Raw genomic sequence first — 25,968 nt, forward strand, 5'->3', positions numbered from 1 at the left:
TGAGCTGTACACCTTCGTGTGATGCATCGAACGAATGTTCGATTTAAGATGGTGTCATGGAAAGAACGGAGCAGGTACCGGCGTGGCAGCTTTCCGACGGGGAGCTGACCACTGAGCTCTTCGCCGCCGAGCAGGCGTTGTGCCGCGAGTACGCGCGGATGCTGGACTTGGTCGGCGAGGTCGACCACCGTGGTGTGGCTGTGGACAGGGGTTTCCGTAGCACCGCGGTGATGCTGGTGCGCGCTTTACGGGTCTCGCAGAGGGAAGCGCGAGCGCGTGTCGCCCAGGCAACCACGGCACTGCCTGTGCTGCGGATCGCTCTGGCTGCTGGTGATCTCAACCGTGAACATGCGGCCGAGATCGCTTCTGTCCTGGCTCAAGCTCCCGACTCGGTGACTCCGGATGACCTGGCCGACAGCGAAACCACCTTGGTCGCGCTGGCTCGTCAAGCCCCGCCCTTCACGGTGCGGAAAGTAGCCCAGCGGATCCGGTCCTACTGGGACTTCGATGGTGCCGACCCCGACAAGCGTGAGCAGGACTTGGCCCGTCCGCGGCGGGAGTTCCGTTACACCCGTACCCGGGACGGGCGAATGAGGTACAGCGGTGAGCTTGATGCCGAGATGGCGGACCTCACCGAACAACTCTTCACCGTGCTCGCCAAACCCGCTCCTGCGGATCCGTTCGGCAACCCCGACCCCCGCACCCGATCCCAGCGTCAAGGCGACGCGATCGCTGCCGTGTTGGATCTTGCTGCCCGTGCGCCTGATGTTCCGGTCAAGGCCGGGGAACGTGCCGTCGCGACCGTGACCGTCACCCTGGACGATCTCGAACGCCGCGCCGGTACCGTCGTCTCCGACGGTCACACCCCGATGACCGTGTCCCAGCTTCGCCGCTTGTGCTGTGACGCGAAGGTCCTGCCCGCTGTTCTCAACGGCGCCGGTGAGGTGTTGGATTTGGGTCGCGCCGTCCGTACCGCCACTCCCGCCCAGCGACGAGCGTTGGCGGTGCGGGACCAGGGCTGCACCGCACCGTGGTGCACGAAAGGTCCGAAGTGGACAACACCGCATCACATCGAGTATTGGACCAACCTCAACGGCGGCCCTGGCGGACGGACTGACATCGGGAACCTGGCGTCGATCTGCGAAACCGACCACCACATCGTCCACCACGAAGGCTGGGACATCCGGCTCCGCAACGGAACCGTCGAATGGATCCCACCAGCCTGGATAGATCCGCAACGAAGACCCCTCCACAACACCGCCCACGACCCACCCCACGCCCAGGCCGCCTGATGATGGGCCCATCCGCGATACAACCATCACGTGGCCTCCGGTCCACATCAGACACCACCGACATCGATTCTTCAGGATGGAGGACAGACCAAAGCCCAGTGCGGCCGCAGGGACCTGCCCTTGAGAATGAGCCGCCCCGAAACCTCCGAACAGCGATTCGCCAAGATCCGCTTCCCGCCCTCGGACGACGACGTCGTGCCCATGCGCGCTCCCGCCGGATTCCTCAGCCACAGATCCACAACGATCACAGCCCCATGGCCCGCGTCCTGCCGTCGCCGCGAGCAGGTCCGCGAGTTCACGGTGGTTTCGGTCCTGCCGCCACAGTCCACCCTTTGCCTTTCCCAGCAACGGTTCCCGTACCTGGAGCGTGGTCCCCAGCCTCAGCGGCTGCGGACCACCCGGCGTTCGTCCCAGACGGGTTCCGGGGTTTCGCGGACCACGCCGTCCGAGCCGAAGACCAGGTAGCGGTCGAAGGACTTGGCGAACCAGCGGTCGTGGGTCACGGCGAGCACGGTGCCTTCGTAGGCCTCGAGGCCGTCCTGCAGGGCTTCGGCGGATTCGAGGTCCAGGTTGTCCGTCGGCTCGTCCAGCAGGAGGGCGGTGGTGCCGGCCAGTTCCAGCAGCAGGATCTGGAACCGCGCCTGCTGGCCGCCGGACAGCTTGTCGAAGGGCTGGTCGCCGTGGCGTTCCAGTTCGTAGCGGCGGAGCACGGCCATGGCGGAGCCGCGGTCCTTCGCGTGAGCTGTCCACAGGATGTCGACCAGGGGACGGCCGGTCAGCTCCGGGTGCGCGTGCGTTTGCGCGAAGTGGCCCGGCACGACCCGCGCGCCGGTCTTCCACAGCCCGGTGTGCGCGACGTCCCCGCCCGCCAGCAGGCGCAGGAAATGCGACTTGCCCGAGCCGTTGGACCCCAGCACCGCGACCCGCTCGCCGAAGAAGACCTCCAGCGAGAACGGCTTCATCAGCCCGGTCAGCTCCAGGTTCTCGCAGGTGACCGCGCGGACGCCGGTGCGGCCGCCGCGCAGGCGCATGCGGATGTCCTGGCGCCGCGGCGGCTCCGGGGGCGGGCCGGCCTCCTCGTACTTGCGCAGCCGGGTCTTGGCGGCCTTGTAACGGGACGCCATCTCGTCGCTGCGGGCGGCGTACTGCTGCATGTCCAGGACGAGCTTCCGCAGCTGCGCGTGCTTCTCCTCCCAGCGCCGCTTCAGCTCGTCGTAACGGGCGAACCGCTCCTGCCGCGCCTCGTGGTAGGTGGCGAACCCGCCGCCGTGCACCCACGCGTCGGAGCCGGCCGGGCCGGGCTCGACGCTGACGATCTTCTCCGCCGCCCGCGCGAGCAGCTCCCGGTCGTGCGAGACGAACAGGACGGTCTTCCTGGTCTCGTGCAGCCGTTCTTCCAGCCAGCGCTTGCCGGGCACGTCGAGGTAGTTGTCGGGCTCGTCCAGGAGCAGCACCTCGTCCGGGCCGCGCAGCAGCGCTTCGAGCACCAGGCGTTTCTGCTCGCCGCCGCTGAGCGTGCGCACCTGGCGCCACTGCGCTTTCTCGTACGGGACACCGAGCGCCGCCACCGTGCAGACGTCCCAGATCGTCTCGGCCTCGTAGCCCTGGGCCTCCGCCCAGTCGCTCAGCGCCTGCGCGTACTTCATCTGCGCGGCCTCGTCGTCGACGGTCATGATCAGCTCTTCGGCTGCGTCCACGGCCGCCGCGGCCTCGCGGATACGCGGCGGCGCGACCGAGACCAGCAGGTCCCGCACCGTCCGCTCGTCCCGTACCGACCCGACGAACTGCGCCATCACGCCCAGCCCGCCCGAGGACGCCACCGTGCCCTGATGCGGCTGCAGGTCACCGGCCAGCAGGCGCAGCAACGTCGTTTTGCCCGCGCCGTTCGGGCCGACCAGCGCGACCACGGCCCCGTCCCCGACCCGGAACGAGACGTCGCCGAGCAGCGGCCGACCGTCCGGCAGGTAATAGTCGACGTGCGCCGCCTCGAGATGACCCATGGACGCGGAGTCTACGGACCGGCCCGCCCGCGGTGCCTCCCGTTTTCCCGGCGCGGCGCCCGGGCCGGGGTCAATGCCGCCCGGGCGCCGGGTTCCCGGCCAGCATCGGCAGCGCCACGAAGTCGGCCAGGGCCTGCTGGCCCGCGATGTTGGCGTGGATGCCGTCGCCGTTGTCATACGACGGGTCGATCCGGTTCGGCGAGATCGGGTCGGCGAGCACCTGGTCGAAGTCGATGGTGGCGGTGCAGGTGCCGGAGCAGTTGTTGCCCTGCTTCACGAACAGGCCGACGGTGTGCCGGTCGCGGTTGTTCTGGTCGGAATAACCCGGCCGGGGCGTGATCGGGGTGACGTAGACCTTGATCCCGGCATCGCGCAGGCGCTGGAAGACCTGGTGGTAGCTGTCCAGGATGGGGGCGGACGTGCAGCTGTCCGCGAGGTCGTTGGTGCCGTAGTAGTAGATCACCGCGGTGACGCCGTGCAGCGCGAGCACGTCGCGGTCGAGCCGGCTCAGGGCGTCCAGGCCCTTGACGCCCTCGGGCATGCCCGGGCAATTCGCCGCGCTGGTGGTGCCGCCGATGCCGGCGTTGGCCACGGCCAGCTGACCGGTGGCAGGGAGCGAAGCGACGATGCGCCGCGCCAGGTCGTCGGCCCAGCGGCGGTTGGTGCCGGTTTCGGTGCAGCCCGGCCCGCAGTTGGTGCTGCCGGTGCCGTCGACCACCGAGCTGCCGAACGGCACGATCGTGCCCGTCAGCCGGGGGTTGTGCACGTCCACGGCACTGACCAGGTAAGTCGCGCCGGTCTTCTGCGTGTACGCGGCGCCGTCGGCGTCCGCGACGTGCGAGCCGGAGCCGGACGGCGTGAGGTAGTTGTCCCGCAACGCCGACGAGTGCTCACCCGGCACGGCGGTGCCCGCGACGTACAGGCTGATCGCCACGTCCCGGTCCGGCGAGGTGGCCAGGGGAGTGTCGTCGCTCCAGACCTCGCCGCCCGCGGGCACCGTGACGGACGGGCTGCCGCCGAAGGTGACCGGCGCCGGCGCGGTGACCGCCGACGCGCCCGCGCTGATCCCTGCCGTGGCCTGGTCGACGGTCAGCGGCGCGGTGCCGAAGGTGTTCTGCACGCGCACCCGGATCGCGTCGCCGCCCTGGCTCAGGTGCGTGATCATGCGCAGCGACTGGTGGTTCAGCGTGACGCCGGCCAGGTCCTGCTGCGACTCGGCCCACGAGGTGAACCACGTCTGGGCGGCGCCCTCGGCTGCGGTGGAGGAGCCGAACAACGTGGTGAGCGCCAGAGCGGCCGCCGCGGCCAGGGTGATCGTTTTTCCGCTGAGTCCCATGGCTTGTCCTCTCAGAGGGCGAGAGCGAGGTGCACGGTGTGGTGGCCGGTGGCGCCGGCGGGCAGCAGCGGGCGGCCGGGGCGTCCGTCCACAGTGCACGAAACGACCCGGGTGCCGGCGCCGTCGAGGACGAGGTCCACGGTGGCTTCGCGGTAGCGCAGGCCCAGCAGGCTGACCCGCCCCCAACCCTCGGGCAGGCACGGCGCGAACCGCAGGCCGTCCTCGGTGAAGTCCAGCCCGCACAGGCCGGAATAGAGCAGCCGCAGGAACCCGCTGGCCGACCAGGCCTGGTCCGGCTGGGAGGTGAACTGCTCGAGCTCACCGCTGCCGCCGGTCTGCCAGCCGCCCTGCACGGCGCCGGTGCGCGCGTCGTAGATCTCGTAGAAGTTGCCGCCGGTGCCCGAAACCAGCGTGGCCAGGTCGGTGACGGCGCGGCCGAACAGGTCCGCCCGGCCGCCCGCCGCGGCGGCGTGCCCGAAGAACGAGTGCACCATCGGCCAGACGACGGTGTTGTGCCGCCCCGGTTTCTCGTCGCTGAACATCGGGAAGTGCGGCCGGCTGTTGGCGATCCCGTGCGGCTCCCACTGGGCGTTCGCCAGCACCTGCCGCGTCCGGCCGGCGTCGGTCACGCCCAGCAGCACGGCGAACGCGAGCCCGGCGCCCTCCTGTGAGACGTCCAGCTGCCCGGCCAGCGGGCAGGTCCCGTGCACGAAGTAGCCGAAGGCGTCGCCCTGCCACAGACGGGTGTTGATCGCCGTCCGCAGCTGCGCCGCGTCGGCCCGGTGCGCGGCGTCAGGCTTGCCCAGCACTCGCGCCATTCCCGCCAGCGCGAGAAAAGCGCCGTGGTAAAGGCAATTCGTGGACAGGCACAGGAGCTTGGCCGCGTCCGGGTAGTCGAGCACGAACGACGAGCGGATGCCCGGCTGCCACGGCGGCGCCGGGTAGCCCGCGATGCCGTCGTTCATGAAGCTGGGCCCCTCGAACAGCCCGGCGGCGGCGTTGAAGTTCGCGGCTTTGCGCGCGGCGACGGTGTTCACGCCGATCCCGTACGCGTCGGCCAGGAATTCCGCGTCCCCGGTGACCAGGTAGTGGTGCCAGGCGCCGAGCACCCAGACGATCTGGTCCCACCACTGGTTGTCCTGCTGCACGATCAGGCTGCCGTCGGCGCGTTTGTCCACAACGGACAGCAGTGTGTTCCGGCCGACCGCCGCGCTGAGCAGGCTGCCGGCGTTCCACGCGTTCACCGCCGCGTCGCGCGTCCAGCGCTGCGGTGACGGGTAACCGCCGCCCGCGCGGATGAACGTGCCGGGCGGGTAACTCAACCGGCCCGAATGGTTGTACGTCGGGGGATCGGCGTACGCGGTGTTGATGCCGACCAGGTCGGTGAGCGCGGATTCGTGGAGCGCGCCCAGCAGATCGCGGGTCGTGGGCTCGGCGAAGACCAGCGACGGCAACGTGTAGTCCACCCGCAGCTGCGATGCCTGGCCGGGCGGATGGGTTTCTTCGCCAGCAGACGCGGGTGACGCGCCGAGCCCGGCGGCTCCGACCCCCGCGGCCCCGGCCAGGGCGAGGAAGCCCCTTCGGCCGACCTTGACTTCGTCGTCGCTGCCGGTCATCGCACTCCCCGCTCGGTGACATCCGCTGTGAAATCGTTGTCAAGTGGGACGTTCACGATGCTAGGGGCGCATTCGGCCGGCGGGCAACGGTTCTGTCCGGTCTTGTCCGCTTGTCGCCCGGGCTCAGGCCCGGATGGCCGCACGGCGGGAGGCCCCGGTGGGCGGCTCCCGCCGTGCGGGGGACTCAGCCGGTCGCGAGGACCTTCAGGCGGGAGATGTCCGCGCTGAAGCTGTCCTGGTCGATCGGGGTGGAGCTGTACTGCCAGAAGGTGTAGAAGCCCCACTTGTACGGCAGCGTGCCCGCCGAGGAGGCGTAGCGCGCGACCCAGAGCGGGTTGGTGGAGCTGAAGTCGCCGCCGTTGCCGGTGCACTGGCTCCACCAGCTGGTGGCGGTGTAGATGACCGGCCAGCGCGTGGTCTTCTTGTGGTACTCGTCGCTGAACGCCTTGATCCAGGCGACCATCGCCGAGGTGCCCAGCCCGTAGCAGGCCGAGTTCGGGCCCCACTCGATGTCCAGGGTGCCGGGCAGGGTCTTGCCGTCCTTGGACCAGCCGCCGCCGTGCGCGACGAAGTAGTCCGCCTGCGCGGCGCCGCCGCTGAGGTCCGGGCGGCCGTAGTGGTAGGCCCCGCGGATCATGCCGACGTTGTACGAGCCGTTGTACTGCTGGGTGAAGTACGCGTTGGTGTAGCCGGTGCCCTCGGTGGCCTTGACGTACGCGAACTTCTTGCCGGCGCTCCAGTAGGAGGCCCAGTTGACGTTGCCCTGGTAGGAGCTGACGTCGATGCCCGGCACGCTGGCGTCCACACTGGACGGAACGGCGCCGGGCGACGGCACGCCGTCGTGCGCCCGGATCGCGGCGCCCATCTCGTGGTTGTCGGACGTGTCGACGGCCTTGGTGCTGGCAGCCTGTGCGCCGCCCGCGGTCACGACCGTCACGGCGGCCGAAACGGCGAGCGCGGCGCCGAGCAGGCGGCGCCACCCCCATCTTGCTGATGACATGGATGTTTCCCTTCGAGTGCCCTCGCGAAGCGCGGCTTTGCAGGGCCGCGCGGCCTTGATTCTGTTACACCGATATGTGGAATGTCACTGCTCCATGTGAACCAATTTTCGGATAAGCGCGGACCAGGTCAATCGGTGACAGGGCGGTCCGGTGTCGTTTGATGTGCACTGTCGCAAATTGAGACCGGCGAGTTGCCCCGGATGCGGTGTGGTGAACGTCCCGCCCCCGCCACGACAGGAGCGTCCACGGATGTCCCAGCAGACCCACGAAGTGGCACCCCCGTCGAGCGCGCGGCAGCTGCGGACCCCCTCGGCGCTGGCGCTGGCCGACCTGGCCGCGATCTTCGACGACCTCCAGTTCACCTTGCGCTGCTGCGAGCGCCTGCTCACCGAGCTGGAACGCGACGGCCTCGACGCCGTGCTGGTCGAGTCGCTGTGGGTCTCGGCGCTGAACTCGTACGCGCGGTGCTTCCGCCCCGGCGAGCGCGGCATGGGCCTGACCGAAAAAGACCTCGAGGCGACGGGCGTGCAGGGCGAGGTCGTCGAGTGGCACGGCCTGCTCGGCCGGATCCGCGACTTCTCCCTCGAGGGCGCGGTCAACCCGCGCGAGGCTTATTCAGTCGGCGTTTCGCAGGCGTCGAGCGGACGGCCCGAGGGCATCGTCATCACGTCGGTGCCGCACCCGCTGGTCGACGAGGTGACGGTCCGCCAGACCGGCCGGCTGGCCTTCGAGCTGAGCCGCCTGCTGGACGAGCGCATCAAGGCGCACCAGAAGAAGGTCTTTGCCGGGGTTGAGGAAATGTCCGCGGAGCAGCTCAGCGCGTTGCCCGCCATCGAGGTGACTGCGGCGCTCTGAAGCCGTCAGAGCTGGACATCGGCCGCGGCGAACAGCGTGCGGGCGCACAGGTCCCGCAGTTCGTCCTGGGTCACCGTCTGGTGGTCGAGCCAGTGCAGGATCGCCTCGCTGACGAACATCAGCCAGCCGCGCACGGCCAGGCGCGTGGCTTCGGTGACGGTGGTCAGCTCGCCGAGCGCGGTCAGGATCCGCTCGGCGTTGGTGGCGGTGGCGACTTCGCGGATCTCCTGGATCTCGCGGTCGGTCCCGCCGGCGGCGCGGTGCACGATCCGGTAGCCGTCCGGGTGGGTGCGGGCGAACTCCAGGTAGACGTCGAGACCCGCGCGCAGCTGTTCGGCGACCGGCAGCGCGGGGTCCGGCTCGCTCATCGCCAGCAGCTGGTCCCGCTGGGTGCGCACGACCTCCGCGAAGAAGTCCTTTTTCGTCGGGAAGTAGTGGTACAGCAGGCCGCGTGAGACCTCCGCGATCTCGGCGACCTCTTCGATCCAGACCTCGTCGTACTGCCGTTTCGAGAACAGCCCGGCCCCGATGGCCAGGAGCTGCTCCCGCCGTTCCCCGGTGCTCAGCCTGGTCCGCATCGGGCCAGCTTACTTGACATGGGTTCAGTACGGCGGGATCGTGACGTTATTGGATCTGGGTTCAATAGGAGGCGTTCGTGGACACCACCGGCATCCCGCACCGACCGGGCCGGCTGCCCGTGCTCGGTGACCTGATCGGGTCGAACCCGCGCACGCCGCTGCAGGACACCGTGCGGCTCGGCCGGCAGCTGGGTCCGATCTTCACCCGGCGGCTGGTCGGCCTCGAGCTGGTCTTCGCCTCCGGGATCGACCTGGTGACCGAACTGAACGACGAGAAGCGGTTCACCAAGCACGTCGGCCTCGGCGTCCGGAACCTCCGCGCGGTGGCCGGCGACGGGCTGTTCACCGCGTACGGCACCGAGCCCAACTGGCGGTTCGCGCACGACATCCTGATGCCCGCGTTCACCGGCGAGGCGATGCGCGGCTACCACCCGATCATGGTCGACGTCGCGCGGGAGCTGGTCGCCTCCTGGGACGCCAAGGACTCGGCCGACGTCTCCGCGGACATGACCCGGCTGACGCTCGAGACCATCGGCCGCGCCGGTTTCGGCTACAGCTTCGGGTCCTTCGAACGCGAGGAGCCGCACCCATTCGTCACGGCGATGACCCGCGCGTTGCGCTTCGCCCAGATGCAGGGGATCAAGCTGCCGTTCGTCCGCCGCGCGCTGGCGGGCTCGGTGCAGCAGAACCAGGCCGACATCGCGCTGATGACCAACGTGGTCGACGAGGTGATCGACGCCCGCCGCCACGACGACGAGCCGGGCCGCGACATCCTGGGGCTGATGCTCAGTCAGAGCCACCCGGAGACCGGCGCGAAGCTGGACCCGGTGAACGTCCGCAACCAGGCGATCACCTTCGTCGTCGCCGGCCACGAGACGACGTCGGGCGCGCTGTCGTTCGCGTTGTACTACCTGACCCGGCACCCGGAACTGCTCGAGCGGGCGCGCGCCGAGGTGGACGCGGTGTGGGGCGACCGCGAGCCGGCGTTCGCCGACGTGATGAAGCTCCGTTACGTCCGCCGCGTGCTCGACGAGTCGATGCGCCTGTGGCCCACCGCCCCCGGGTACGCCCGTGAGGCGCGTGAGGACACGGTGCTGGGCGGGCGGTACCGGATGCGCAAGGGTGATTGGGTACTCGTGCCGCTGCCGTTGCTGCACCGCGACCCGAGCGCGTGGGGCCCGGACGCGGAGTCCTTCGACCCGGACCGCTTCGAGCCCGCGGCGGTGAAGAAGCGCCCGGCCCAGGCGTACAAGCCGTTCGGCACGGGGGAGCGGGCGTGCATCGGCCGCCAGTTCGCGCTGCACGAAGCCGTGCTGGCGCTGGGCATGGTGCTGCAGCGGTACGACTTCACCCCGGACCCGGCGTACCGGCTGAAGATCGCCGAATCCCTGACACTGAAGCCGGAGGGCTTCCGGCTCGGCATCCGGCCCCGCACGACCGCCGGGGCTCGGCCGGCCGCGGCTTCGCAGACCGTCTGAGTCCTGTGTAGACGGTGTTCGCGCAAAACCGTTCGACGGCGCGGCGCGGGCCTGTCACAGTGGCGCACTATGACTGGTGCCGAGTTGGTGACCGCCGCGGACGTGCGGCTCATGCAGGGCCTGGCGCAGCGGATCACCGCCGGCCGGCTGGACCTGGTGAACAGTGAGGCGACGTTCGGCGAACTGGCCTGGAACTGGGGAATGGGGCACGCCCGGCGCGGCAGCACCTGGCCGCGCCGGCTGTGGTTCGACGGCGGGGACCTGGTGGCGTGGGGCTGGGCCTATCTGCCGCACCGGGTGACGCGCGGCGACGGCTCGGTGAAGGACGTCACCGGGGCGAATCTGGTGTACCAGGTCGATCCCGGCCACGCGGGGCTGATCGACGAGGTCATCGACTGGTTCGACGGCGTGGCGGCGGGCGTCGAGCGCACGGTGTCGCCGAGCGCCGTCGACAAGTTCGCCCTGGAGCGCTGGGCGGCGCACGGTTATCAGCCCGACCAGGCCGCGCTCGCCGACAACGGGTCGTGGCACCTGTACACCGAACGGGACCTCATCGAGGTGGCCGAACCGGTGCTGCCGCCCGGATTCCGGTTCCGCGACGCGGGGGAAGCCGGACCTGAGGCCGCCGTCCAGGCCCATGTGGACGCCTGGGCGCCGTCGGCGTACTCGGCCGAAAGCTACGCGGGCGTCCAGCAGACCCCGGGGTACCGCGGCGACCTGCACCTCCTGGTCGAGGCGCCGGACGGGACGATGGCCTCCTCGACGATCATGTGGTTCGACGAGGTGAACAAAACCGCCGAGTTCGAGCCTGTCGGAACGCACCCGGACTACCGGCGGCTGGGGCTGGGCCGCGCGATGATGCTGCACGGGATGCGCCGGGTGCGGGACGCCGGGGCCACGCACATGACGGTCGCCTGCCTGGGCGGTTCGGGGCATCCCAAGGCCTGGGGGCTGTACCGGAGCCTCGGGTTCCGGGAGCTGACCCGGGACGCGCCGCTGATCAAGACCGTCTAGCGCACACCAGTCAGCCGACGGTAGCGGCGCGGGCCTGGGCGATGAACGCGTCCAGCACCCCGTCGCCGACCAGGGCCTGCCGGACGCCCCACGGGTTGGTGTTGCCGGTTCGGACCGCTTTCGCTTGCGTGGTAAGGGAATCCGCCGACGCGGTGAGCCGCTGAGCCGTGGCCGTGTCGCCGTGGGCCGAGGCGACGAGGGCGTCGAGCTGGTCGGCCATGGCGCTGCCCCACAGCACGGTGGCGTCCAGCCAGGGCTTCGCCTCGTCGACGAACGCGGGGATGACCTGGCCGCCGCGGATGACCGCCGGGGCATCCTTGATCCGCTGGGCGTAAGGCCGCAGCTCGCGCGCCGCGCCGTCGTGGTCACCGGCGTTCCAGCGCTGCCAGAACGACGCTGTTTTCGCCGCGAGCGCCGGGGCTTGCGGCTGCCACGGGGTGGGATCCGACGACGGCGCCAGGTGCTCCAGGTCGGCGAACACCTGCATGGCCGCGCCGGCCCGGGGATCGCCGCCCGCCATCCGGCGCAGGGCCAGCGGCCACGAGCGCTCCGGCGAGTAGGCCGCGTCGTTCCAGGCGAAGTCCGTGGCGCCGAACTCGGCGATCTCGCTGGCCGCCTCCTGGTTCATCGGGTTCGACACGATCCCGTTGAGGTACTGGGAAAGGCCGGCCTCGCGGTGCCCGTACGGCGCGAGCAGCAGCCGCCCGGCGGACTCCTCGTAGTCGTTCACCGGGTAGTTGTCCCAGAGGAAGACCTTGCGTCCGTACAAAGTGGACACCTGCTGGGCCTGCGCGTTGGTGATGCTGGACGGCACCACCGCGGTGCCGGTCCACTGCACCACCACGGTCGGGTCCAGGTGCTCGCGCAGCTCGGTCTTGTACGGCGAGTCCGCGAGGTCGCTGTACTCGGTCGGCACCGTCTGCAAGGGCCGCGCGCCGTCGTGGGTCTTGATGAACTGCGAGGTGACGGTGTTGAGCAGCGTCACCTGCGCCTTGCCCGCGGCGGCCTGGCCGGGGGCACCGTAGGCGGTCTGGTCGGCGTCGCAGTTCCACTTCGTGTACGAGATGTCGTCGAAGGGCATGGAGAACGACCGGACGCCGAGGTCGTAGACCGACTGGAGTTTCGCGGTCAGCGCGGTGAAATCGGCGGGCGAGGAGAAGCAGATCGAGACGCCGGGCGAAAGCGCGTACGTGAAGTCGACGTGCTGCGATTCGGCGGCTTGCACGAGCTGGCCGAGCGTCGCCAGTTCGTCGGCGGGGTACGGGTCGCGCCAGCGCGAGCGCAGGTACGCGTCGTCCTTCGCGCTGTAGACATAGGAATTCGCCTTGACCTCACTGAGGAAGCTGATCTGACGCAGCCGGTCCTCGGCGGTCCACGGCGGGCCGTAGAACCCTTCGATCGAGCCGCGCAACGCCATGTTCGGCCAGTCCCGCACGGCGGCGCCGCTCACCGCCCAGCCGCCGCCGGACCGCACGAACAGCTGGCGCAGCGTCTGCACGCCGTAGTACTGCCCGGCCCCGTTCCGGCCGCCGACGGCCAGTTCGGCGGGCTTCGGCGAGCGCAGCGCGTACCCCTCGGGCTGGCTCGGCACGGTCAGCGAGCCCAGTGCCGTGACGATGTCCGGCCGTTCTGCCGCGCCGAGGCGGATCACCAGCCGGCCGTGACCGGTGGGCTGCCCGGGCGGGACCGTCGTCACCGAGCGAACGCCGTGCTGCTGGAGCAACGTCGTGAGCAGGTCCTTCGCTGCCGGGTCTGTGGCGCTGTCGGTGACGAGCACGGCGGAGCTGGGCACCCGCACGTCCGCGGAACCCCGGGTCACGGACTGTGGTGTCGGCGCGATCGGGGGCAGCGCGATGGTCGCCGCCGCGGCGGCCGGGGGCGCGCCGATAGCCAGCGACGAGGTGGTGGCACCGGCCACGACAACGGCGGCGAGCAGGTGGAGACGCATCCTGGTGGGGACAGGCATGGGGGATCCTCAACTCTCAGCCGGGCGGGGGAGCGGTGCGGTAGAGCGCGAAGGTGGCCAGGTACGGGGTGGCTCGCGCCTGGGTGACGATCACCCGCACGCGGTCCGCGGTCACCGGCGCCGGCAGCGTGACCAGGCGGGTGTAGCCGACGGTGGTCACGGTGGCGACCGTCTGCCAGGCCCCGTCGACCTTCGCCTGCACGGTGGCGCCTTCGACGTGTTGGCCGCGGCTGATGTCCTCGCCGAGGCGGATCTGGTCGAACGTCGTGGGCCGCGGCAATGGCAGGTCGAGCGTGCCCTCCCGCGCGCCGTGGGGCGGGGACCACGAGGTGGTGAGCGAATCGTCGGTCACGGCGGCGACCGGCGGCGGGGCGCCCGGCCCGGGTTTTGCGAGGTTAACGGCCTGGGTCGCCGCCACCGACGCGCCGAAGCCCGCGAGCGCGGCGCTGTCCTTGGGCGGCACGATTCCGTCCTTGCTGGGCGGCACATTCAGCAGCAAGGACGAGTTGCGTCCGACCGTCCGCCGGTAGATGTCGACCAGCTGCGCCGCGGTCTTCGGCTGTTCGCTCGCGTGGAAGAACCAGCCCGGCCGCAGCGAGACGTCGGACTCCGCGGGCGCCCATTGCAGGTACCGCACGGAAGGGTCGGCGAGCACTGCGCGTGAGCCGAGATCGTCCGCGGTCGCCCCGCCGATGAACAGCTCCTCGTTGTGCGCGGTCTCCGGATCGCCGGACGTCGGCAGCGGGCTCCACTCCGTCTCCCGCGCCTGGCCCGACTCGTTGCCGACCCAGCGCACGCCCGCGGGGCCGGCGAAGGTGACCGTGTCCGGCGACAGCGCGTGGATCATCCGGAACCAGGTGGTGAAGTCGTAGTCCTCGCTGATTCCGTTGTCCCGCCAGGGGTTCGCGCCGTCGAGCCACAGCTCGTCGATCGGGCCGTACTGGGTGAACAGCTCGTACAGCTGGTTGAGGTAATAGCTGTTGTAGTCGTCCTCGCGGACGGTGAAGCGGGGCAGCTTCCCGCTCGCGAGCGCGCCCGCGCGGTCGTCGCCGGGCACCAGGCTCGGGATGGTGCGCTGGGTGACCGCGCTGCCCGAGCCGTACCGGCCCTGTCCCGACGGCGCGAAGGCGCGGTCCTCGTACGTCGCCTGCTCCTCGATCGACAGTGGCTGCCCGGCGGCGACCTTGGCCTCGATCCGCTGGACTTCCTTGGCGAAGAACGACGCGGGCAGCTCGGCGCCGTCCGCGGGGGAGAGGTAAACGCCGACCTTCAGCCCGGCCGCGCGGGCGGAATTGACGTAGTCGCGCAGGAGGTCGCCGCGCGGGTTGGCGCAGCCGGCGGCGCGGACCTGCCAGAAGGCCGACGGGTCCTGCGCGCGGGCTTGCTGCGCGCCGTCGCGGGCCGGGTTTTCCCCGGTGCAGCCCTGGATCCACCACGGGCTGGCGATCACCGAATGGTTCGAATAACGGGTCGGGTAGAGCACAAAACCGTCGTGGTGCTTGACGGTCAGCATCACCTGCGTGATGCCGGCCGCCTTCATCGAACGCATCCACTGGTCCGTGTCGGCCCGCTGCGGCGAGAACGTCGACTCCCGCTCGGCGCCCGAGCCCCACTCCCGGTCGGTGAAGGTGTTCATGCCGAAGTGCGTGAACCCGGTGACCGGCCGTTGCTGCCAGGCCAGCTGCCCGGCGCGCGGCACGACGGCAGCCGCCTTGGCCACGATCCGGTCCATCCCGTCGCAGGGTTGCACCGGAATGATCGCGGCGGGCCGGATCGGGCCGGTGCAACCAGCTGTGTTGTCGACGGCTTCGGCCGGTGGGCTGCTCAGCCCGAGCGCGGCCAGCGCCAGCACGCTCAAAACCAGCGTCCCCCGGCGCGTCGAGATCGGCATCGGCCCCTCCTGACGGTCCCCGCAGCCCCGTGCCTGGTGAATCTTTCGCACACTAGGTCGGGAATCCGTCGGATGTCTAGACCTGAGCGGATGAGACCCGCGAGCGTCGCCCGGATGCCGATCGGTGGATCGATTCCGTTCGCTGGTCAGGTTTTATCCGAGGGGTGACCACTGCGGCAGACGGGTGACGATCAGCGCCGGGGACCGGCATTGGTCAGATCACCGGCGCTCACTGTCCACTGTAGACAGGACGGCGCCGGAGCCGGGCGTCGGCCAGCGCGGGGGAGCGGTAGCCGGTGTCGGCCGGGTTGAGGTCGGTGCCCGGGGCCACGATCTCGTCGATGCGGTCGAGCACGGCCTCGTCCAGCGTCACCTCGGCCGCGCCCAGCTGGCTTTCCAGGTGCGCCAGGGTGCGCGGCCCGATCACGGCGGCGGTGACGGCCGGGTGCCGCACCACAAACGCCAGCGCCAGGTGGATCAGCGGCAGCCCGGCCTCGTCGGCCAGCTCGGCCAGCGCGGTGGCGGCGTCGAGCTTGGCGCGGTTGCCTTCGACGGACAGGTCGTAGTGCGCGTGAGTGGTCGGGTGCGGCATCTTCTCCGTGCGGCGGCTGGTCAGCTCGCCGGACCCGGCGCGCCACCGGCCCGAAAGCCACCCGCCGGCCAGTGGACTCCAGGCCAGCACGCCCAGGCCGTACTCGGCGCAGGTGGGCAGGACCTCGTTTTCCACGCTGCGCGTCAGCAGCGAGTACGGCGGCTGCTCGCACACGAACCGCTCCCGGTTCCGGCGCTCGGCGGCCCACTGCGCTTGCACGATCGAGGCGGGCGGGAACGTCGACGAGCCGAGGTAACGGACCTTTCCCTGGCGCACCAGGTCGGTCAGCGCGCCGAGCGTCTCGTCGATCGCGGTGCCGGGATCGGGCCGGTGGACCTGGTAGAGGTCGAGGTGGTCGGTGCCCAGCCGGCGCAGGCTGTCCTCGCAGGCGCGCATGATCCAGCGCCGGGAACTGCCGCGCTCGTTGGGATCCGCGCCCATCGGCGAGTTCACCTTGGTGGCCAGCACCACGGAGTCACGGTGCCCGGCCAGCGCCTTGCCGACGATCCGCTCCGACTCGCCGTTCGAGTAGACGTCGGCGGTGTCCACGAAGTTGATCCCCGCGTCGAGGGCGGTGTGCAGGATCCGGGTGGTGTCCTCGTGATCGGGGTTGCCCCAGGCGCCGAACATCATCGTGCCCAGGCACAGGGGGCTGACCTTGACGCCGGTCGTGCCCAGGTTCCGGTACTCCATCTGGTTGACGCTCGCTTTCGCTGTGATCAGGGTTTCTTGATCACAGCAGCGGGGGCCCCGGGACGGTAGGCACATCGTGGCGCCGTTTGGCACGATCCTCGCGACCTGGCCGGGATTGCCGCGGCGCCCCGTTCCGTGCTTGGCTCATCGTGTGGATCTCCGCGACGAGCTGAACGAGCTGATCACGCGGCACACCGGGCGCGGCACGCTGCGCAAGCGGCGGATCACCGAAGACGCGTCGGTCACCTTCGCCAGCGAACGCACCGAGCCGATCGCGGTGATGTCGGAGCCCTCGCTTGCGGTGGTGGGGCAGGGCGTCAAGCGCACGGCGCTGAACGGCACGCCGTACGACTACCGCGCGGGCCAATACGTTGTCGTCCCGGTCGACCTGCCGGTGATCGGCCAGGCGCTGGCGGCGAGCCCGGCCGAGCCGCTGCTCGTGTTCAGCTTGACGCTGCGGCCCGCGCTCATCGCGTCCCTGCTGCTCGAGACGGGTGAAGCCCCGCCCGCGCCCGCGTTCGGCGGCCTGGTGATCAGCGACGCGACCACGGACCTGCTGGACCCGGTCGTCCGGCTGCTGCGCGCCGCCGGCCATCCCGACGACCTGCGGGTGCTCGGGCCCGGGCTGGTGCGGGAGATCCACTGGCGCCTGCTCACCGGTGAGCAGGGCGGGCTGGTGCGCCGGATCGGCCTCGCCGACGGCAGCCTCGCGCACCTGACCCGCGCCATCCGCTGGCTGCGCGAGCACTACGACGAGCCCGTGCACGTCGCCGACCTCGCGCGCCTCGCGGGCATGAGCCCCTCGACGTTCCACCGGCACTTCCGCGCCACCACCTCGATGACGCCGATCCAGTTCCAGAAGCAGATCCGCCTGCAGGAGGCCCGCGCCCGCCTCGCGGCCCGCCCCCGCAGCATGGCCGAAGTCGGCCACCTCGTCGGCTACGACAGCCATTCGCAGTTCACGCGCGAATACCGCCGCGCCTTCGGCCTCACCCCCGGCCGCGACGCCGAACGCATGCGGACCGGCACCTTGGCCCCGGACCCGATCGGCTGAGGTGGTGTCTGACAACCCGGCCAGTCCCGCTGAATGAGTCGCGGCCCGGCCCGCCCGCTGAGCGAATCCACCCCACGCGACATCGATGTCAGCATGGCCGATTCTTGTCTCCCTTGTCGTCTTGACCTGCTCGCGAGTCGCGGCGGAAGCTTCCTGGCAACGTTGTCAGTCGTCGGTGCCGACGCCTCGCCAGGGGGCGCGGGCAGGCGGCTGCCGCTGAGCGAACGGAGCCCTCATGGCGCACGACCACGGTGACGGAACGGACCAGGAGCAGGCGCTCTCCCGGCGGCGCGTCCTGGCCGCCGGGACCGGTCTGCTGGCCGGGTTCGGGCTGGCGGCCGTGCTGCCCGGGGTCGCCTCAGCGGTCACCGCCACGGAGACCGCAGCCGGGCAGGCCGCCGGCGGCCACGGCGCGACCGACCTCGCCCTGTTCCGCCCAGTCCAGGTGTCCTCGACCGACTACGCCGCCACCCCGGCCGAGTTCGCGGTGGACGGCCTCGCCCAGGTCGGCGTGGCGGGCTCGGGCTGGCGGGCCGCGCCGGGCGACGGGCCGTGGATCGTCGTCGACCTGCAGGGGCAGTGCCAGATCAGCTCGGTGGTGCTGACCTTCGAGGCCCGCCCCGGCGACCCGGCCTTCGACGGCAGCGGCTCCCGGACCAACACCAAGGGCAACGAGATCCAGTCGAGTTACGCGGTCGCGCTCGACCTCGACGTCTCCGCCGACGGGAAGTCCTGGCGCACCGTTCACCACACCGATTCCGGCACCGGGGGAGTGCAAACGATCCCGCTCGCCCCGGCCGTCAGCGCTCGCTGGGTGCGCCTCTCGGCGTCCCGCCTCTCCACGACGAACCCGTTGGGAATCAACGGTTTCCAGGTCTACGGCACCAGCCGCGAGGCCCGTCCGCCGGTGCACGGCTGGACCAGCTGGCCGGTGCGCGAGCACGACGACCCGCCCGCGCTGAACGTGGCCGCCGACGGCTCCGTGCCGCTCGAATCCGGCTGGGTGCTGACCATGCAGGACTGGGCGCCCAGCACCGATGGCGCGGTGCTGTCGGGACCCGGCGTCGACACTCGCGGCTGGCTGCCCGCGACGGTCCCGGGCACGGTGCTCGCCTCGCTGGTCGAGCAGGGCCAGCTGCCGGACCCGGTGGCGGGCATGAACAACATGCACGTGCCGGAGGCGCTGTCCCGGCACGACTGGTGGTACCGGCGCCGCTTTACCGTGCCGCGCGGCCTCGACACCGGCGCGGGACGCCACGTCTGGCTGGAGTTCGACGGCGTCAACCACGAGGCGGACATCTGGCTCAACGGCGCCCGCGTCGGGAGCCTGGCGCACCCGTTCGGCCGAGCGGCGCTGGACGTCACCGCGGCGCTGCACCGCACCGGCGACCAGGCATTGGCCGTGAAGATCGCGCCGATTCCGCTGCCGGGCAGCCCCGGCGACAAGGGCCCGGCCGGACAGTCCTTCGTGGACGCGGGAACCACGATGTTCGCCAGCTCGCCGACCTACCTCGCGGTGTCCGGCTGGGACTGGATGCCCGCCGTCCGTGACCGCGTCTCGGGCATCTGGAACCACGTCCGCCTGCGCTCCACCGGCGACGCGGTGCTCGGCGACGCCCGCGTGGACACCGTGCTGCCGAACCTGCCGGACACCGGCACCGCCGAGGTGACGATCTCGGTGCCGGTACGCAACTCCGGCGCCGTCGCCCAGCGTGTGCAGGTCACCGCCGAGTTCGACAGCGTCCGCGTGAGCACCACCGTCACCGTCGCGCCCGGCCAGGAGACCGCCGCCGTGTTCGCCCCGGCCGCATTCCCGCAGCTGCGGCTGAAGAACCCGAAACTGTGGTGGCCCAACGGATACGGCGACGCCGCCCTGCACGACCTCACCCTGACCGCGGCGCTCGGCCAGACGGTCAGCGACCGCAAGAAGGTGCAGTTCGGCCTCCGCAAGATCGACTACCAGTACGACCAGCCGATCGTCATCGTCGACGGCCGGGCCGACCAGAAGGTCGCACTCGGCGCGCAGAACGCCCGGTACGTCCGGATGCAGGGCGGCAAACGCGCCACCGGCTGGGGCTTCTCGCTGTGGACACTGTCCGTTGTGGACAGCAAGACGCCGGGCACCGACCTGGCGCTGCACAAGACGGCGACCTCGTCCTCGGTGGCCGACGGGAACCCGCCCGCCAACGCCGTGGACGGCGACCCGCAGACCCGCTGGACCTCGGCGTACCAGGACGGCGAGTGGATCCAGGTCGACCTCGGCGCCGCCACCGCGTTCGACCAGGTGGTGCTCACCTGGGAGACCGCCTACGCCGCGACGTTCAAGATCCAGGTCTCCCAGGACGGGACCACCTGGACCGACGCCGCTTCGGTGGACAACTCGGCCAAGCCGCTGACCATCCTGGTCAACGGGGTCAAGATCTTCATCCGCGGTGGCAGCTGGGGCTGGGACGAGCTGCTGCGCCGGATGCCGGCCGAGCGGATGGACGCGGTGGTGGCGATGCACCGCGACATGAACTTCACCCTGATCCGCAACTGGGTCGGCTCGTCCTACCGCGAGGAGCTGTTCGCCGCCTGCGACAAGTACGGCATCCTGCTGTGGAACGAGTTCTGGGACGGCTGGTCCACCGACCCGGCCAACCACGACATCTACCTGGCGCAGGCCGAGGACACCGTGCTGCGCTACCGCCACCACGCCTGCGCCACGGTCTGGTTCGGCTGCAACGAGGGCAACCCGCCGACGGTGATCGACCAGGCGCTGCGCGCGATCGTCACGCAGAACACGGACCTGCTGTACCAGAGCAACTCCGCGGGCGGCGTGATCACCGGCGACGGCCCGTACCACTGGCTCGACCCGAAGCAGTACTTCACCGGTGAAGCGACCGGCGGGAAGTCCGGCTTCTGGAGCGAGATCGGCCTGCCGACGGTGTCGGTGGCCGAGAGCATGCGCAACCTGGTCGGGAAGGACGACCCGGGCTGGCCGATCGGCGCCCCGTGGTTCCTGCACGACTGGTCGTCGAACGGGAACCAGTCGCCGCAGACCTACCTGGCGGCGATCGACGCCCGGCTCGCGCCGTCGACCAGCCTCGAGGAGTTCTCGCGCAAGGCGCAGTTCGTCAACTACGAGAGCATGCGCGCGATCTTCGAGGCGTGGAACGCCAAGCTGTGGAACGACGCCACCGGCGTGCTGCTGTGGATGTCGCATCCCGCGTGGCACAGCACGGTCTGGCAGACCTACGACTACGACCTCGACGTCAACGGCAGCTACTACGGCTCGCGCAAGGGCTGCGAGGCGCGCCACGTGCAGGCCGACCTCTCGACCTGGCAGGTGATCGCGGTCAACCACACGCCGGCCGCGCTGACCGGCGCGACGGTCACCGCGCAGCTGTACGGCCTCGACGGGCAGGCCCTGGGCGCGCCCTCGGTGCAGAAGGTCGACGTGGCAGCGATTTCGACGGCGCCGGCGTTCACCGTGCCGTTCGCCGCCGACCAGCCCGCGCTGCACCTGCTGCGGCTGCGGCTGACCGGCGCCGACGGCACGGTGATCTCGGAGAACACGTACTGGCGCTATCGCACCGACACCGCGATGCAGGGCCTCAACCAGCTCGCCCGGACCCAGCTTTCGGCCGATCTCAAGGCAACCGGCCGCGGCGGCTACACGGCGACCGTGCGCAACACCGGACGGACGGCCGCCGCGATGGTCCGGCTGTCGCTGCGCGAGCGCAACGGCACCGACCGGGTGCTGCCGACCCTCTACGGCGACAACTACTTCTGGCTGCTGCCAGGGGAAAGCCGCCCGATCACGGTCGAGCCGCACCGCGCGGTCGACCACCCCCGGCTGCGGGTGGAGGCCTACAACGTGTCGGCGAAGCTGGCTTGAGCCGCTGCGCCTCCGCTGAACAGGGACATCAGACGGTGGGGTGAGCCGGCGCCGAACATGAGTTCGTGGAGTTCGGCGCCGTCCGCGGTGGCCGCGCCGGAGCGGGGGAACATGGCCGGCTCGTACTCGGCGAGGGCGGCCTCGGGGTCGTCCGGGTGCGCGGCCAGGGCCTGGCCGAGTTCGGCGCCGTCGAGCATGGCCAGGTTGGCGCCCTCGCCGTTCGGCGGCGCGAGGTGCGCGGCGTCGCCGAGCAGCGTCACCCCTTTTACTCGTTCCCATCGGTGCCCGACCGGCAGCGTGTAGAGCGGGCGCAGGACGGGCGCGACGTCGCTTTCGGTGATCAACGCGGTGACTTCCGGGTCCCAGCCGTCGAATTCCCGTGCGATCCGGGGGGTGGCGGCCGCGTCGCCGAAGTCGATGGCGGCGAACCAGTCCAGCGGCTGGCTGAGCGCCACGTACGCGTGCAGGGTGTCACCGCGCTCGCGGTGGGCCATGATCCCGGTGCCCGGCGCGAGCGTCATCAGGCTCCCGCCGCCGACCGCTTTCGCCGCGGCGGGATGCCGGGTGTCGGCCTCGAACAGGTAGGTCTCGACGTAGGACATGCCGCTGTACTCGGGCGTGGCGTCCGACAGCAGCGGCCGGACGCGGGACCACGCGCCGTCCGCGCCGACCAGCAGGCTCGTGGTGACGGTGGCGCCGTTGTCGAAGGTCACCTCGTGACGGCCCTCGCCGAGGGCCCGCACGCCGTTGACCTTGTGTCCCCAGTGGACAGTCCCGGCCGGGAGCGAGTCGAGTAGCGCCTGCCGCAGCTCGCCCCGTTGGACTTCGGGTCGTCCGCCGCTGTCGTCGTCGGGTTCTTCGTGCAGGACAGTGCCGTCCGGGCTGAGTACCCGCGTCGCCTGGCGGCCCTCCAGGATCAGGCTGCGGAATTCGCCGGTCAGGCCGGCCGCCGCCAGGGCCGCCTGGCCGGTGTGCTCGTGGATGTCGAGCATTCCGCCCTGCGCGCGGGCTTTCGGGGAGGCTTCGGCTTCGTAGACCGTGACCGGGATGTCGTGGACGTGCAGGACGCGGGCGAGGACCAGGCCGCCGAGGCCGGCGCCGATGATCGTGACCGGGGTTTTCATGGTGGGCTCCTTCGGGTTATGGAATGTCGTTCCAGAACCATCGTGGAGCACCGTTCCAGAACTGTCAACCCGAGAGTGCCCGGCTCCAACGCCGTCAAGGCCCCCTTCACCGCGTAGGACGCGGGTAAGGAGGCCTTGACGGCAACGAGCCGTTCAGCCGGCGAACGCCGTGGCGCCGGGCACCGCGTCCAGCAGCTGCCGGGTGTAGGGGTCCGAAGGCGCGGTGAGGACCTCGTCCACCGGCCCCTGCTCGACCACATGGCCGTCCTTCATCACCAGCACGTGGTGGGCGAGCGCGCGGACCACGGCGAGGTCGTGCGAGATGAACAGGTAGCTCAGCCCCAGCTCGCGCTGCAGCTCGGCGAGCAGGCCGAGGATCTGGTCCTGCACCAGGACGTCCAGTGCGGACACCGCCTCGTCGCAGACGACCAGCCGCGGGTCCAGCGCCAGCGCGCGGGCGATCGCGACCCGCTGGCGCTGGCCGCCGGACAGCTCGTTCGGGTAGCGCTGGGCGAGCGCGGCCGGCAGCGCGACCTGGTCCAGCAGCTCCGCCACCTTCACCCGCCGCGAGGCCCGGTCGCCGACGCCGAAGGTGCGCAACGGCTCGGTGACGATCCGCTCGACCGTCCACATCGGATCCAGCGAGGCGTACGGGTCCTGGAACACCGGCTGCATGGTCTGCCGCGCCGCCCGCAGCCGCGCGCCGCGCAGCCCGGCCAGCTCCTCGCCGTCGAGCCGGATCCGGCCGTCGGTCGCGGGCACCAGGCCCAGCACCATCCGCGCGGTGGTGGTCTTGCCCGAGCCGGACTCGCCGACGATCGCGGTGGTGCGCCCGCGCTCGACGGTGAACGAAACGTCGTCCACCGCGCGCAGCACGCCGCCTTGTCCTCGACTGTGCCTTCTAGGGAGTGGGTACTCCTTGGACACGTGCTCGACCTCGAGGACCACGTCCGAAGCGGACACCGGCCGTCGTCGGGGAGTCTTGAGCGACGGCGCCGCGGCCACCAGCCGCTGGGTGTACTCCTCGCGCGGCGCGGTCAGAACCTGTTTCGCCGCACCGGTTTCGACGATCTCGCCCTCGGACATCACCACGACCCGGTCGGCCCGCTCCGCCGCCAGCCCCAGGTCGTGGGTGACCAGCAGCAGCGCCGTGCCCAGCTCGCGGGTCAGCCCGTCCAGGTGGTCGAGGATCTGCCGCTGCACGGTGACGTCGAGCGCGGAGGTCGGCTCGTCGGCGATCAGCAGGTCCGGCCGGCAGGCCAGGCCGATCGCGATCAGCACCCGCTGGCGCATGCCGCCGGAGAACTCGTGCGGGTACTGCCGCGCCCGCCGGGCCGGCTCGCTCAGCCCGGCCTGCCCCAGCAGCTCCACTGCCCGGGCCCAGGCCTCCCGGCGTCCGCAGATCCGGTGCGCCAGCAGGGTTTCCGCGACCTGGCGGCCGACCCGCGAAACCGGGTTGAGGTTCGACATCGGGTCTTGCGGCACCAGGCCGACCTCGCGTCCGCGCAACTGCCGGAGCCGCTTCTCGCCCGAGTGTGTGATGTCCTCGCCGCGCCAGCGGATGGTGCCGCCGGTGACGTGGCCGGACCCGGGCAGCAGGCCCATCACGGCGTGCGCGGTGGTCGACTTCCCGGAGCCGGACTGGCCGACGACGGCGACGCGTTCACCGGGCGCCACGCTCAGGCTCACGCCCCGCACCGCGGGACTGTCCCCAAAGGACACTTCGAGGCCGGTGATCTCCAGCAGCGGCTCGGTCATGACGGTCCCCTTCACCGGCTGGTCTTCGGGTCGAGCGCGTCGCGCAGGGCGTCGCCGAACAGGTTGAAGCCCAGGCAGATCACGGCCAGCGCGATGCCGGGGAAGATGCCGGGCCACGGCGTGCGGAACAGGTACTGCTGGGCGTCCGACAGCATGATGCCCAGGCTCGGGTCGGGCGGCTGGATGCCCAGGCCGAGGAACGACAGGATCGCCTCGCCCAGCACCGCCGCGGGCATGATCACGGTGGCCTGCACGATGATCACCGGCAGCGCGTTGGGCAGCACGTGCTGGCCGAGGATCCGCCACGGCCCGGCGTGCATGGTGTGCGCGGCCAGCACGAAGTCGGTTTCCTTGAGCCGCAGCGTTTCCGCCCGCACCACGCGGACCATGGTCGGGATCTGCGCGATGCCCAGCGCGACCGCGGCGTTGGCCAGCCCACCGCCGTTGATCGCGGCCAGCCCGACGGCGAGGATCAGGAACGGGAACGCCAGCATCAGGTCCGCCAGCCGGGAGACGAGCGCGTCCAGCCAGCGCCAGTACCCGGAAAGCAGCCCCAGCGGCACGCCGAGGACCACCGCGAGCAGCACCGACAGCGCGCCGACCTCCAGTGATGCGCGGGTGCCGTAGAGCACGCGGGACAGGATGTCGCGGCCGAGGTCGTCGGTGCCGAGCCCGAAGCCGACCGTGCCGGGCTGCTGGAACGGCGTCGAGAAGTGCACCTCGGCCGGTGCGTACGGCGCGAGCAGCGGCGCGAACACCCCGGCGACCAGGACGATCAGCAGCAGCACCCCGCCGGCCACGCCCATCGGGTTCCGCACCAGCCGTCCCAGCGTGCGCCCGCGGACCCGGGCCAGGGGGATGGGGGTGCCGGCGTCGATGGTCATCGGGTCCTCCCGGAGACGCGCATACGTGGGTCGATGACGGTGTAGAGGAAGTCGACCAGCAGGTTGATCACGATGTAGGCGCTGGTGATCACCAGGACCACGGCCTGGATCACCGGGTAGTCGCGGGTGAACACCGAGTCGAGGGTGAGCTTGCCGATGCCGGGCAGGCTGAAGATCCGCTCGGTCACCACCGCGCCCGCGATCAGCCCGCCGAGCTGGAGCCCGACGATGGTGGTGACCACGATCAGGCTGTTGCGCAGGGCGTAGCGGAAGACCACCGCGCCGCGGCCGAGGCCCTTCGCCCGTGCGGTGCGGACGAAGTCGGCGGTCAGCGTCTCCACCATCGACGAGCGCGTCTGGCGCTGCACCACGGCGGCGTGCGCGAGGCCGAGGATCACCGCGGGCAACGTGAGGTAGTAGAGCCCGCGTAACGGTTGTTCGAACGGCGAGACGTAACCGGAGGCGGGGAACCAGCCCAGCTGCACGGACAGGTAGAGCACGGCGAGGATGCCGAGCCAGAACGTCGGGATCGACAGGGCCAGCAGCGAGAAGCCGTTCGCGGCCCACTCCGGCCAGCGGCCGCGTGAAACCGCCGCGACCACGCCGCCGGCCATGCCCGCGAGCACCGCGATGACCATCGCGAACACCGCCAGCTGCACGGTCACCGGCAGTGTCGCGCCGATCATCTCGCGCACCGGCGTCCCGGTCCGGACCGACTTGCCGAAGTCGCCGGTCAGCGCGTGGCCGACGAACTTGAAGTACTGCACAGGAAGCGGGTCGTCCAGGCCGAGCTGGGCGCGCACCGCCGCGATCGCCGCGGGGTCGGCCTGCTCGCCGGCCATCGCCGTCGCCGGGTCGCCGGGCAGCGCCCGCACCCCGATGAACACCACGACCGACGCGAGCACCAGCGTCAGCGCGGACTGCCAGAGGCGGTGGAGCAGGTGGCGCAGCACGGC

General features: G+C 70.9%; 18 protein-coding genes. 6 read left to right on the forward strand and 12 right to left on the reverse strand.

Features of this window, described 5'->3' with window-relative positions:
* The first annotated feature begins 56 nt into the window (after window positions 1-56).
* The gene (locus OG371_RS34155) at window positions 57-1,292 is read left to right on the forward strand and encodes a DUF222 domain-containing protein (protein WP_329059782.1); all 1,236 of its coding nucleotides are present in this window, start codon (window positions 57-59) and stop codon (window positions 1,290-1,292) included.
* 380 nt (window positions 1,293-1,672) lie between these two features.
* On the opposite strand, the gene OG371_RS34160 is transcribed toward OG371_RS34155, so the two are convergent.
* The 4 genes from OG371_RS34160 to OG371_RS34175 form a co-directional block, all read right to left on the reverse strand.
* Window positions 1,673-3,292, reverse strand: coding sequence for an ABC-F family ATP-binding cassette domain-containing protein (locus tag OG371_RS34160; RefSeq protein WP_329059783.1), 1,620 nt, complete (start codon window positions 3,290-3,292; stop codon window positions 1,673-1,675).
* Between the two features lie 70 nt (window positions 3,293-3,362).
* Window positions 3,363-4,628 carry a GDSL-type esterase/lipase family protein gene (locus OG371_RS34165; RefSeq protein ID WP_329059784.1) on the reverse strand — a complete coding sequence of 422 codons (1,266 nt, stop codon included), beginning with the start codon at window positions 4,626-4,628 and terminating at the stop codon, window positions 3,363-3,365.
* Between the two features lie 11 nt (window positions 4,629-4,639).
* A complete protein-coding gene (locus OG371_RS34170; RefSeq protein WP_329059785.1) occupies window positions 4,640-6,244 on the reverse strand; it encodes an MGH1-like glycoside hydrolase domain-containing protein in 1,605 nt (534 codons plus the stop codon).
* 184 nt (window positions 6,245-6,428) lie between these two features.
* Window positions 6,429-7,244, reverse strand: coding sequence for a GH25 family lysozyme (locus OG371_RS34175; RefSeq protein ID WP_329059786.1), 816 nt, complete (start codon window positions 7,242-7,244; stop codon window positions 6,429-6,431).
* Between the two features lie 250 nt (window positions 7,245-7,494).
* Between OG371_RS34175 and OG371_RS34180 the strand changes: the two genes are divergently transcribed.
* Window positions 7,495-8,100 carry a hypothetical protein gene (locus OG371_RS34180; RefSeq protein ID WP_329059787.1) on the forward strand — a complete coding sequence of 202 codons (606 nt, stop codon included), beginning with the start codon at window positions 7,495-7,497 and terminating at the stop codon, window positions 8,098-8,100.
* Between the two features lie 5 nt (window positions 8,101-8,105).
* Here the strand turns inward: OG371_RS34180 and OG371_RS34185 are convergent, their stop codons facing one another.
* A complete protein-coding gene (locus tag OG371_RS34185; RefSeq protein WP_329059788.1) occupies window positions 8,106-8,678 on the reverse strand; it encodes a TetR/AcrR family transcriptional regulator in 573 nt (190 codons plus the stop codon).
* Between the two features lie 77 nt (window positions 8,679-8,755).
* Here OG371_RS34185 and OG371_RS34190 point away from each other — a divergent pair, with 77 nt between their 5' ends.
* Window positions 8,756-10,156: a cytochrome P450 gene (locus OG371_RS34190; RefSeq protein ID WP_329059789.1), complete on the forward strand. Its 1,401-nt coding sequence runs from the start codon at window positions 8,756-8,758 to the stop codon at window positions 10,154-10,156.
* Window positions 10,157-10,225: 69 nt separating this feature from the next.
* Window positions 10,226-11,170: a GNAT family N-acetyltransferase gene (locus OG371_RS34195; RefSeq protein WP_329059790.1), complete on the forward strand. Its 945-nt coding sequence runs from the start codon at window positions 10,226-10,228 to the stop codon at window positions 11,168-11,170.
* 10 nt (window positions 11,171-11,180) lie between these two features.
* On the opposite strand, the gene OG371_RS34200 is transcribed toward OG371_RS34195, so the two are convergent.
* From OG371_RS34200 to OG371_RS34210, 3 genes are all read right to left on the reverse strand, one after another.
* Window positions 11,181-13,136, reverse strand: coding sequence for a beta-N-acetylhexosaminidase family protein (locus tag OG371_RS34200; protein WP_329059791.1), 1,956 nt, complete (start codon window positions 13,134-13,136; stop codon window positions 11,181-11,183).
* A gap of 16 nt (window positions 13,137-13,152) precedes the next feature.
* A complete protein-coding gene (locus OG371_RS34205) occupies window positions 13,153-15,027 on the reverse strand; it encodes an alpha-L-fucosidase (RefSeq protein WP_329059792.1) in 1,875 nt (624 codons plus the stop codon).
* 229 nt (window positions 15,028-15,256) lie between these two features.
* Window positions 15,257-16,312: an aldo/keto reductase gene (locus tag OG371_RS34210; protein ID WP_329059793.1), complete on the reverse strand. Its 1,056-nt coding sequence runs from the start codon at window positions 16,310-16,312 to the stop codon at window positions 15,257-15,259.
* A gap of 151 nt (window positions 16,313-16,463) precedes the next feature.
* On the opposite strand from OG371_RS34210, the gene OG371_RS34215 reads away from it, so the two are divergent.
* Entirely contained in the window at window positions 16,464-17,366 is a 903-nt protein-coding gene (locus tag OG371_RS34215) for an AraC family transcriptional regulator (protein WP_329059794.1), read from the forward strand.
* Between the two features lie 235 nt (window positions 17,367-17,601).
* Window positions 17,602-21,246, forward strand: coding sequence for a discoidin domain-containing protein (locus OG371_RS34220; protein ID WP_329059795.1), 3,645 nt, complete (start codon window positions 17,602-17,604; stop codon window positions 21,244-21,246).
* Here OG371_RS34220 and OG371_RS34225 read toward each other — a convergent pair.
* From OG371_RS34225 to OG371_RS34240, 4 genes are all read right to left on the reverse strand, one after another.
* On the reverse strand, window positions 21,219-22,370 hold the full coding sequence (locus OG371_RS34225; RefSeq protein ID WP_329059796.1) for an FAD-dependent oxidoreductase: 1,152 nt from the start codon (window positions 22,368-22,370) through the stop codon (window positions 21,219-21,221). The genes OG371_RS34220 and OG371_RS34225 overlap by 28 nt on opposite strands.
* Before the next feature lie 153 nt (window positions 22,371-22,523).
* Complete coding sequence (locus OG371_RS34230; RefSeq protein WP_329059797.1) at window positions 22,524-24,128, reverse strand: ABC transporter ATP-binding protein; 1,605 nt, start codon at window positions 24,126-24,128, stop codon at window positions 22,524-22,526.
* Between the two features lie 11 nt (window positions 24,129-24,139).
* Window positions 24,140-25,012, reverse strand: a complete 873-nt coding sequence (locus tag OG371_RS34235; RefSeq protein WP_329059798.1) for an ABC transporter permease — start codon at window positions 25,010-25,012, stop codon at window positions 24,140-24,142.
* Window positions 25,009-25,965, reverse strand: coding sequence for an ABC transporter permease (locus OG371_RS34240; RefSeq protein WP_329059799.1), 957 nt, complete (start codon window positions 25,963-25,965; stop codon window positions 25,009-25,011). Before OG371_RS34240 ends, OG371_RS34235 begins: the two co-directional genes overlap by 4 nt.
* Window positions 25,966-25,968 lie beyond the last annotated feature (3 nt).

Source organism: Amycolatopsis sp. NBC_01480 (assembly GCF_036227205.1).
Lineage (GTDB): Bacteria > Actinomycetota > Actinomycetes > Mycobacteriales > Pseudonocardiaceae > Amycolatopsis.

Excerpts from the sequence above, each read along its gene's own strand:
- OG371_RS34230 (WP_329059797.1), bottom strand. The coding sequence starts at position 24,128 with ATGACCGAGCCGCTGCTGGAGATCACCGGCCTCGAAGTGTCCTTTGGG.
- OG371_RS34205 (WP_329059792.1), bottom strand. The coding sequence starts at position 15,027 with ATGCCGATCTCGACGCGCCGGGGGACGCTGGTTTTGAGCGTGCTGGCG.
- OG371_RS34170 (WP_329059785.1), bottom strand. The coding sequence starts at position 6,244 with ATGACCGGCAGCGACGACGAAGTCAAGGTCGGCCGAAGGGGCTTCCTC.
- OG371_RS34155 (WP_329059782.1), top strand. The coding sequence starts at position 57 with ATGGAAAGAACGGAGCAGGTACCGGCGTGGCAGCTTTCCGACGGGGAG.
- OG371_RS34160 (WP_329059783.1), bottom strand. The coding sequence starts at position 3,292 with ATGGGTCATCTCGAGGCGGCGCACGTCGACTATTACCTGCCGGACGGT.
- OG371_RS34200 (WP_329059791.1), bottom strand. The coding sequence starts at position 13,136 with ATGCCTGTCCCCACCAGGATGCGTCTCCACCTGCTCGCCGCCGTTGTC.
- OG371_RS34210 (WP_329059793.1), bottom strand. The coding sequence starts at position 16,312 with ATGGAGTACCGGAACCTGGGCACGACCGGCGTCAAGGTCAGCCCCCTG.
- OG371_RS34225 (WP_329059796.1), bottom strand. The coding sequence starts at position 22,370 with ATGAAAACCCCGGTCACGATCATCGGCGCCGGCCTCGGCGGCCTGGTC.
- OG371_RS34220 (WP_329059795.1), top strand. The coding sequence starts at position 17,602 with ATGGCGCACGACCACGGTGACGGAACGGACCAGGAGCAGGCGCTCTCC.
- OG371_RS34180 (WP_329059787.1), top strand. The coding sequence starts at position 7,495 with ATGTCCCAGCAGACCCACGAAGTGGCACCCCCGTCGAGCGCGCGGCAG.
- OG371_RS34175 (WP_329059786.1), bottom strand. The coding sequence starts at position 7,244 with ATGTCATCAGCAAGATGGGGGTGGCGCCGCCTGCTCGGCGCCGCGCTC.
- OG371_RS34185 (WP_329059788.1), bottom strand. The coding sequence starts at position 8,678 with ATGCGGACCAGGCTGAGCACCGGGGAACGGCGGGAGCAGCTCCTGGCC.
- OG371_RS34235 (WP_329059798.1), bottom strand. The coding sequence starts at position 25,012 with ATGACCATCGACGCCGGCACCCCCATCCCCCTGGCCCGGGTCCGCGGG.
- OG371_RS34165 (WP_329059784.1), bottom strand. The coding sequence starts at position 4,628 with ATGGGACTCAGCGGAAAAACGATCACCCTGGCCGCGGCGGCCGCTCTG.
- OG371_RS34195 (WP_329059790.1), top strand. The coding sequence starts at position 10,226 with ATGACTGGTGCCGAGTTGGTGACCGCCGCGGACGTGCGGCTCATGCAG.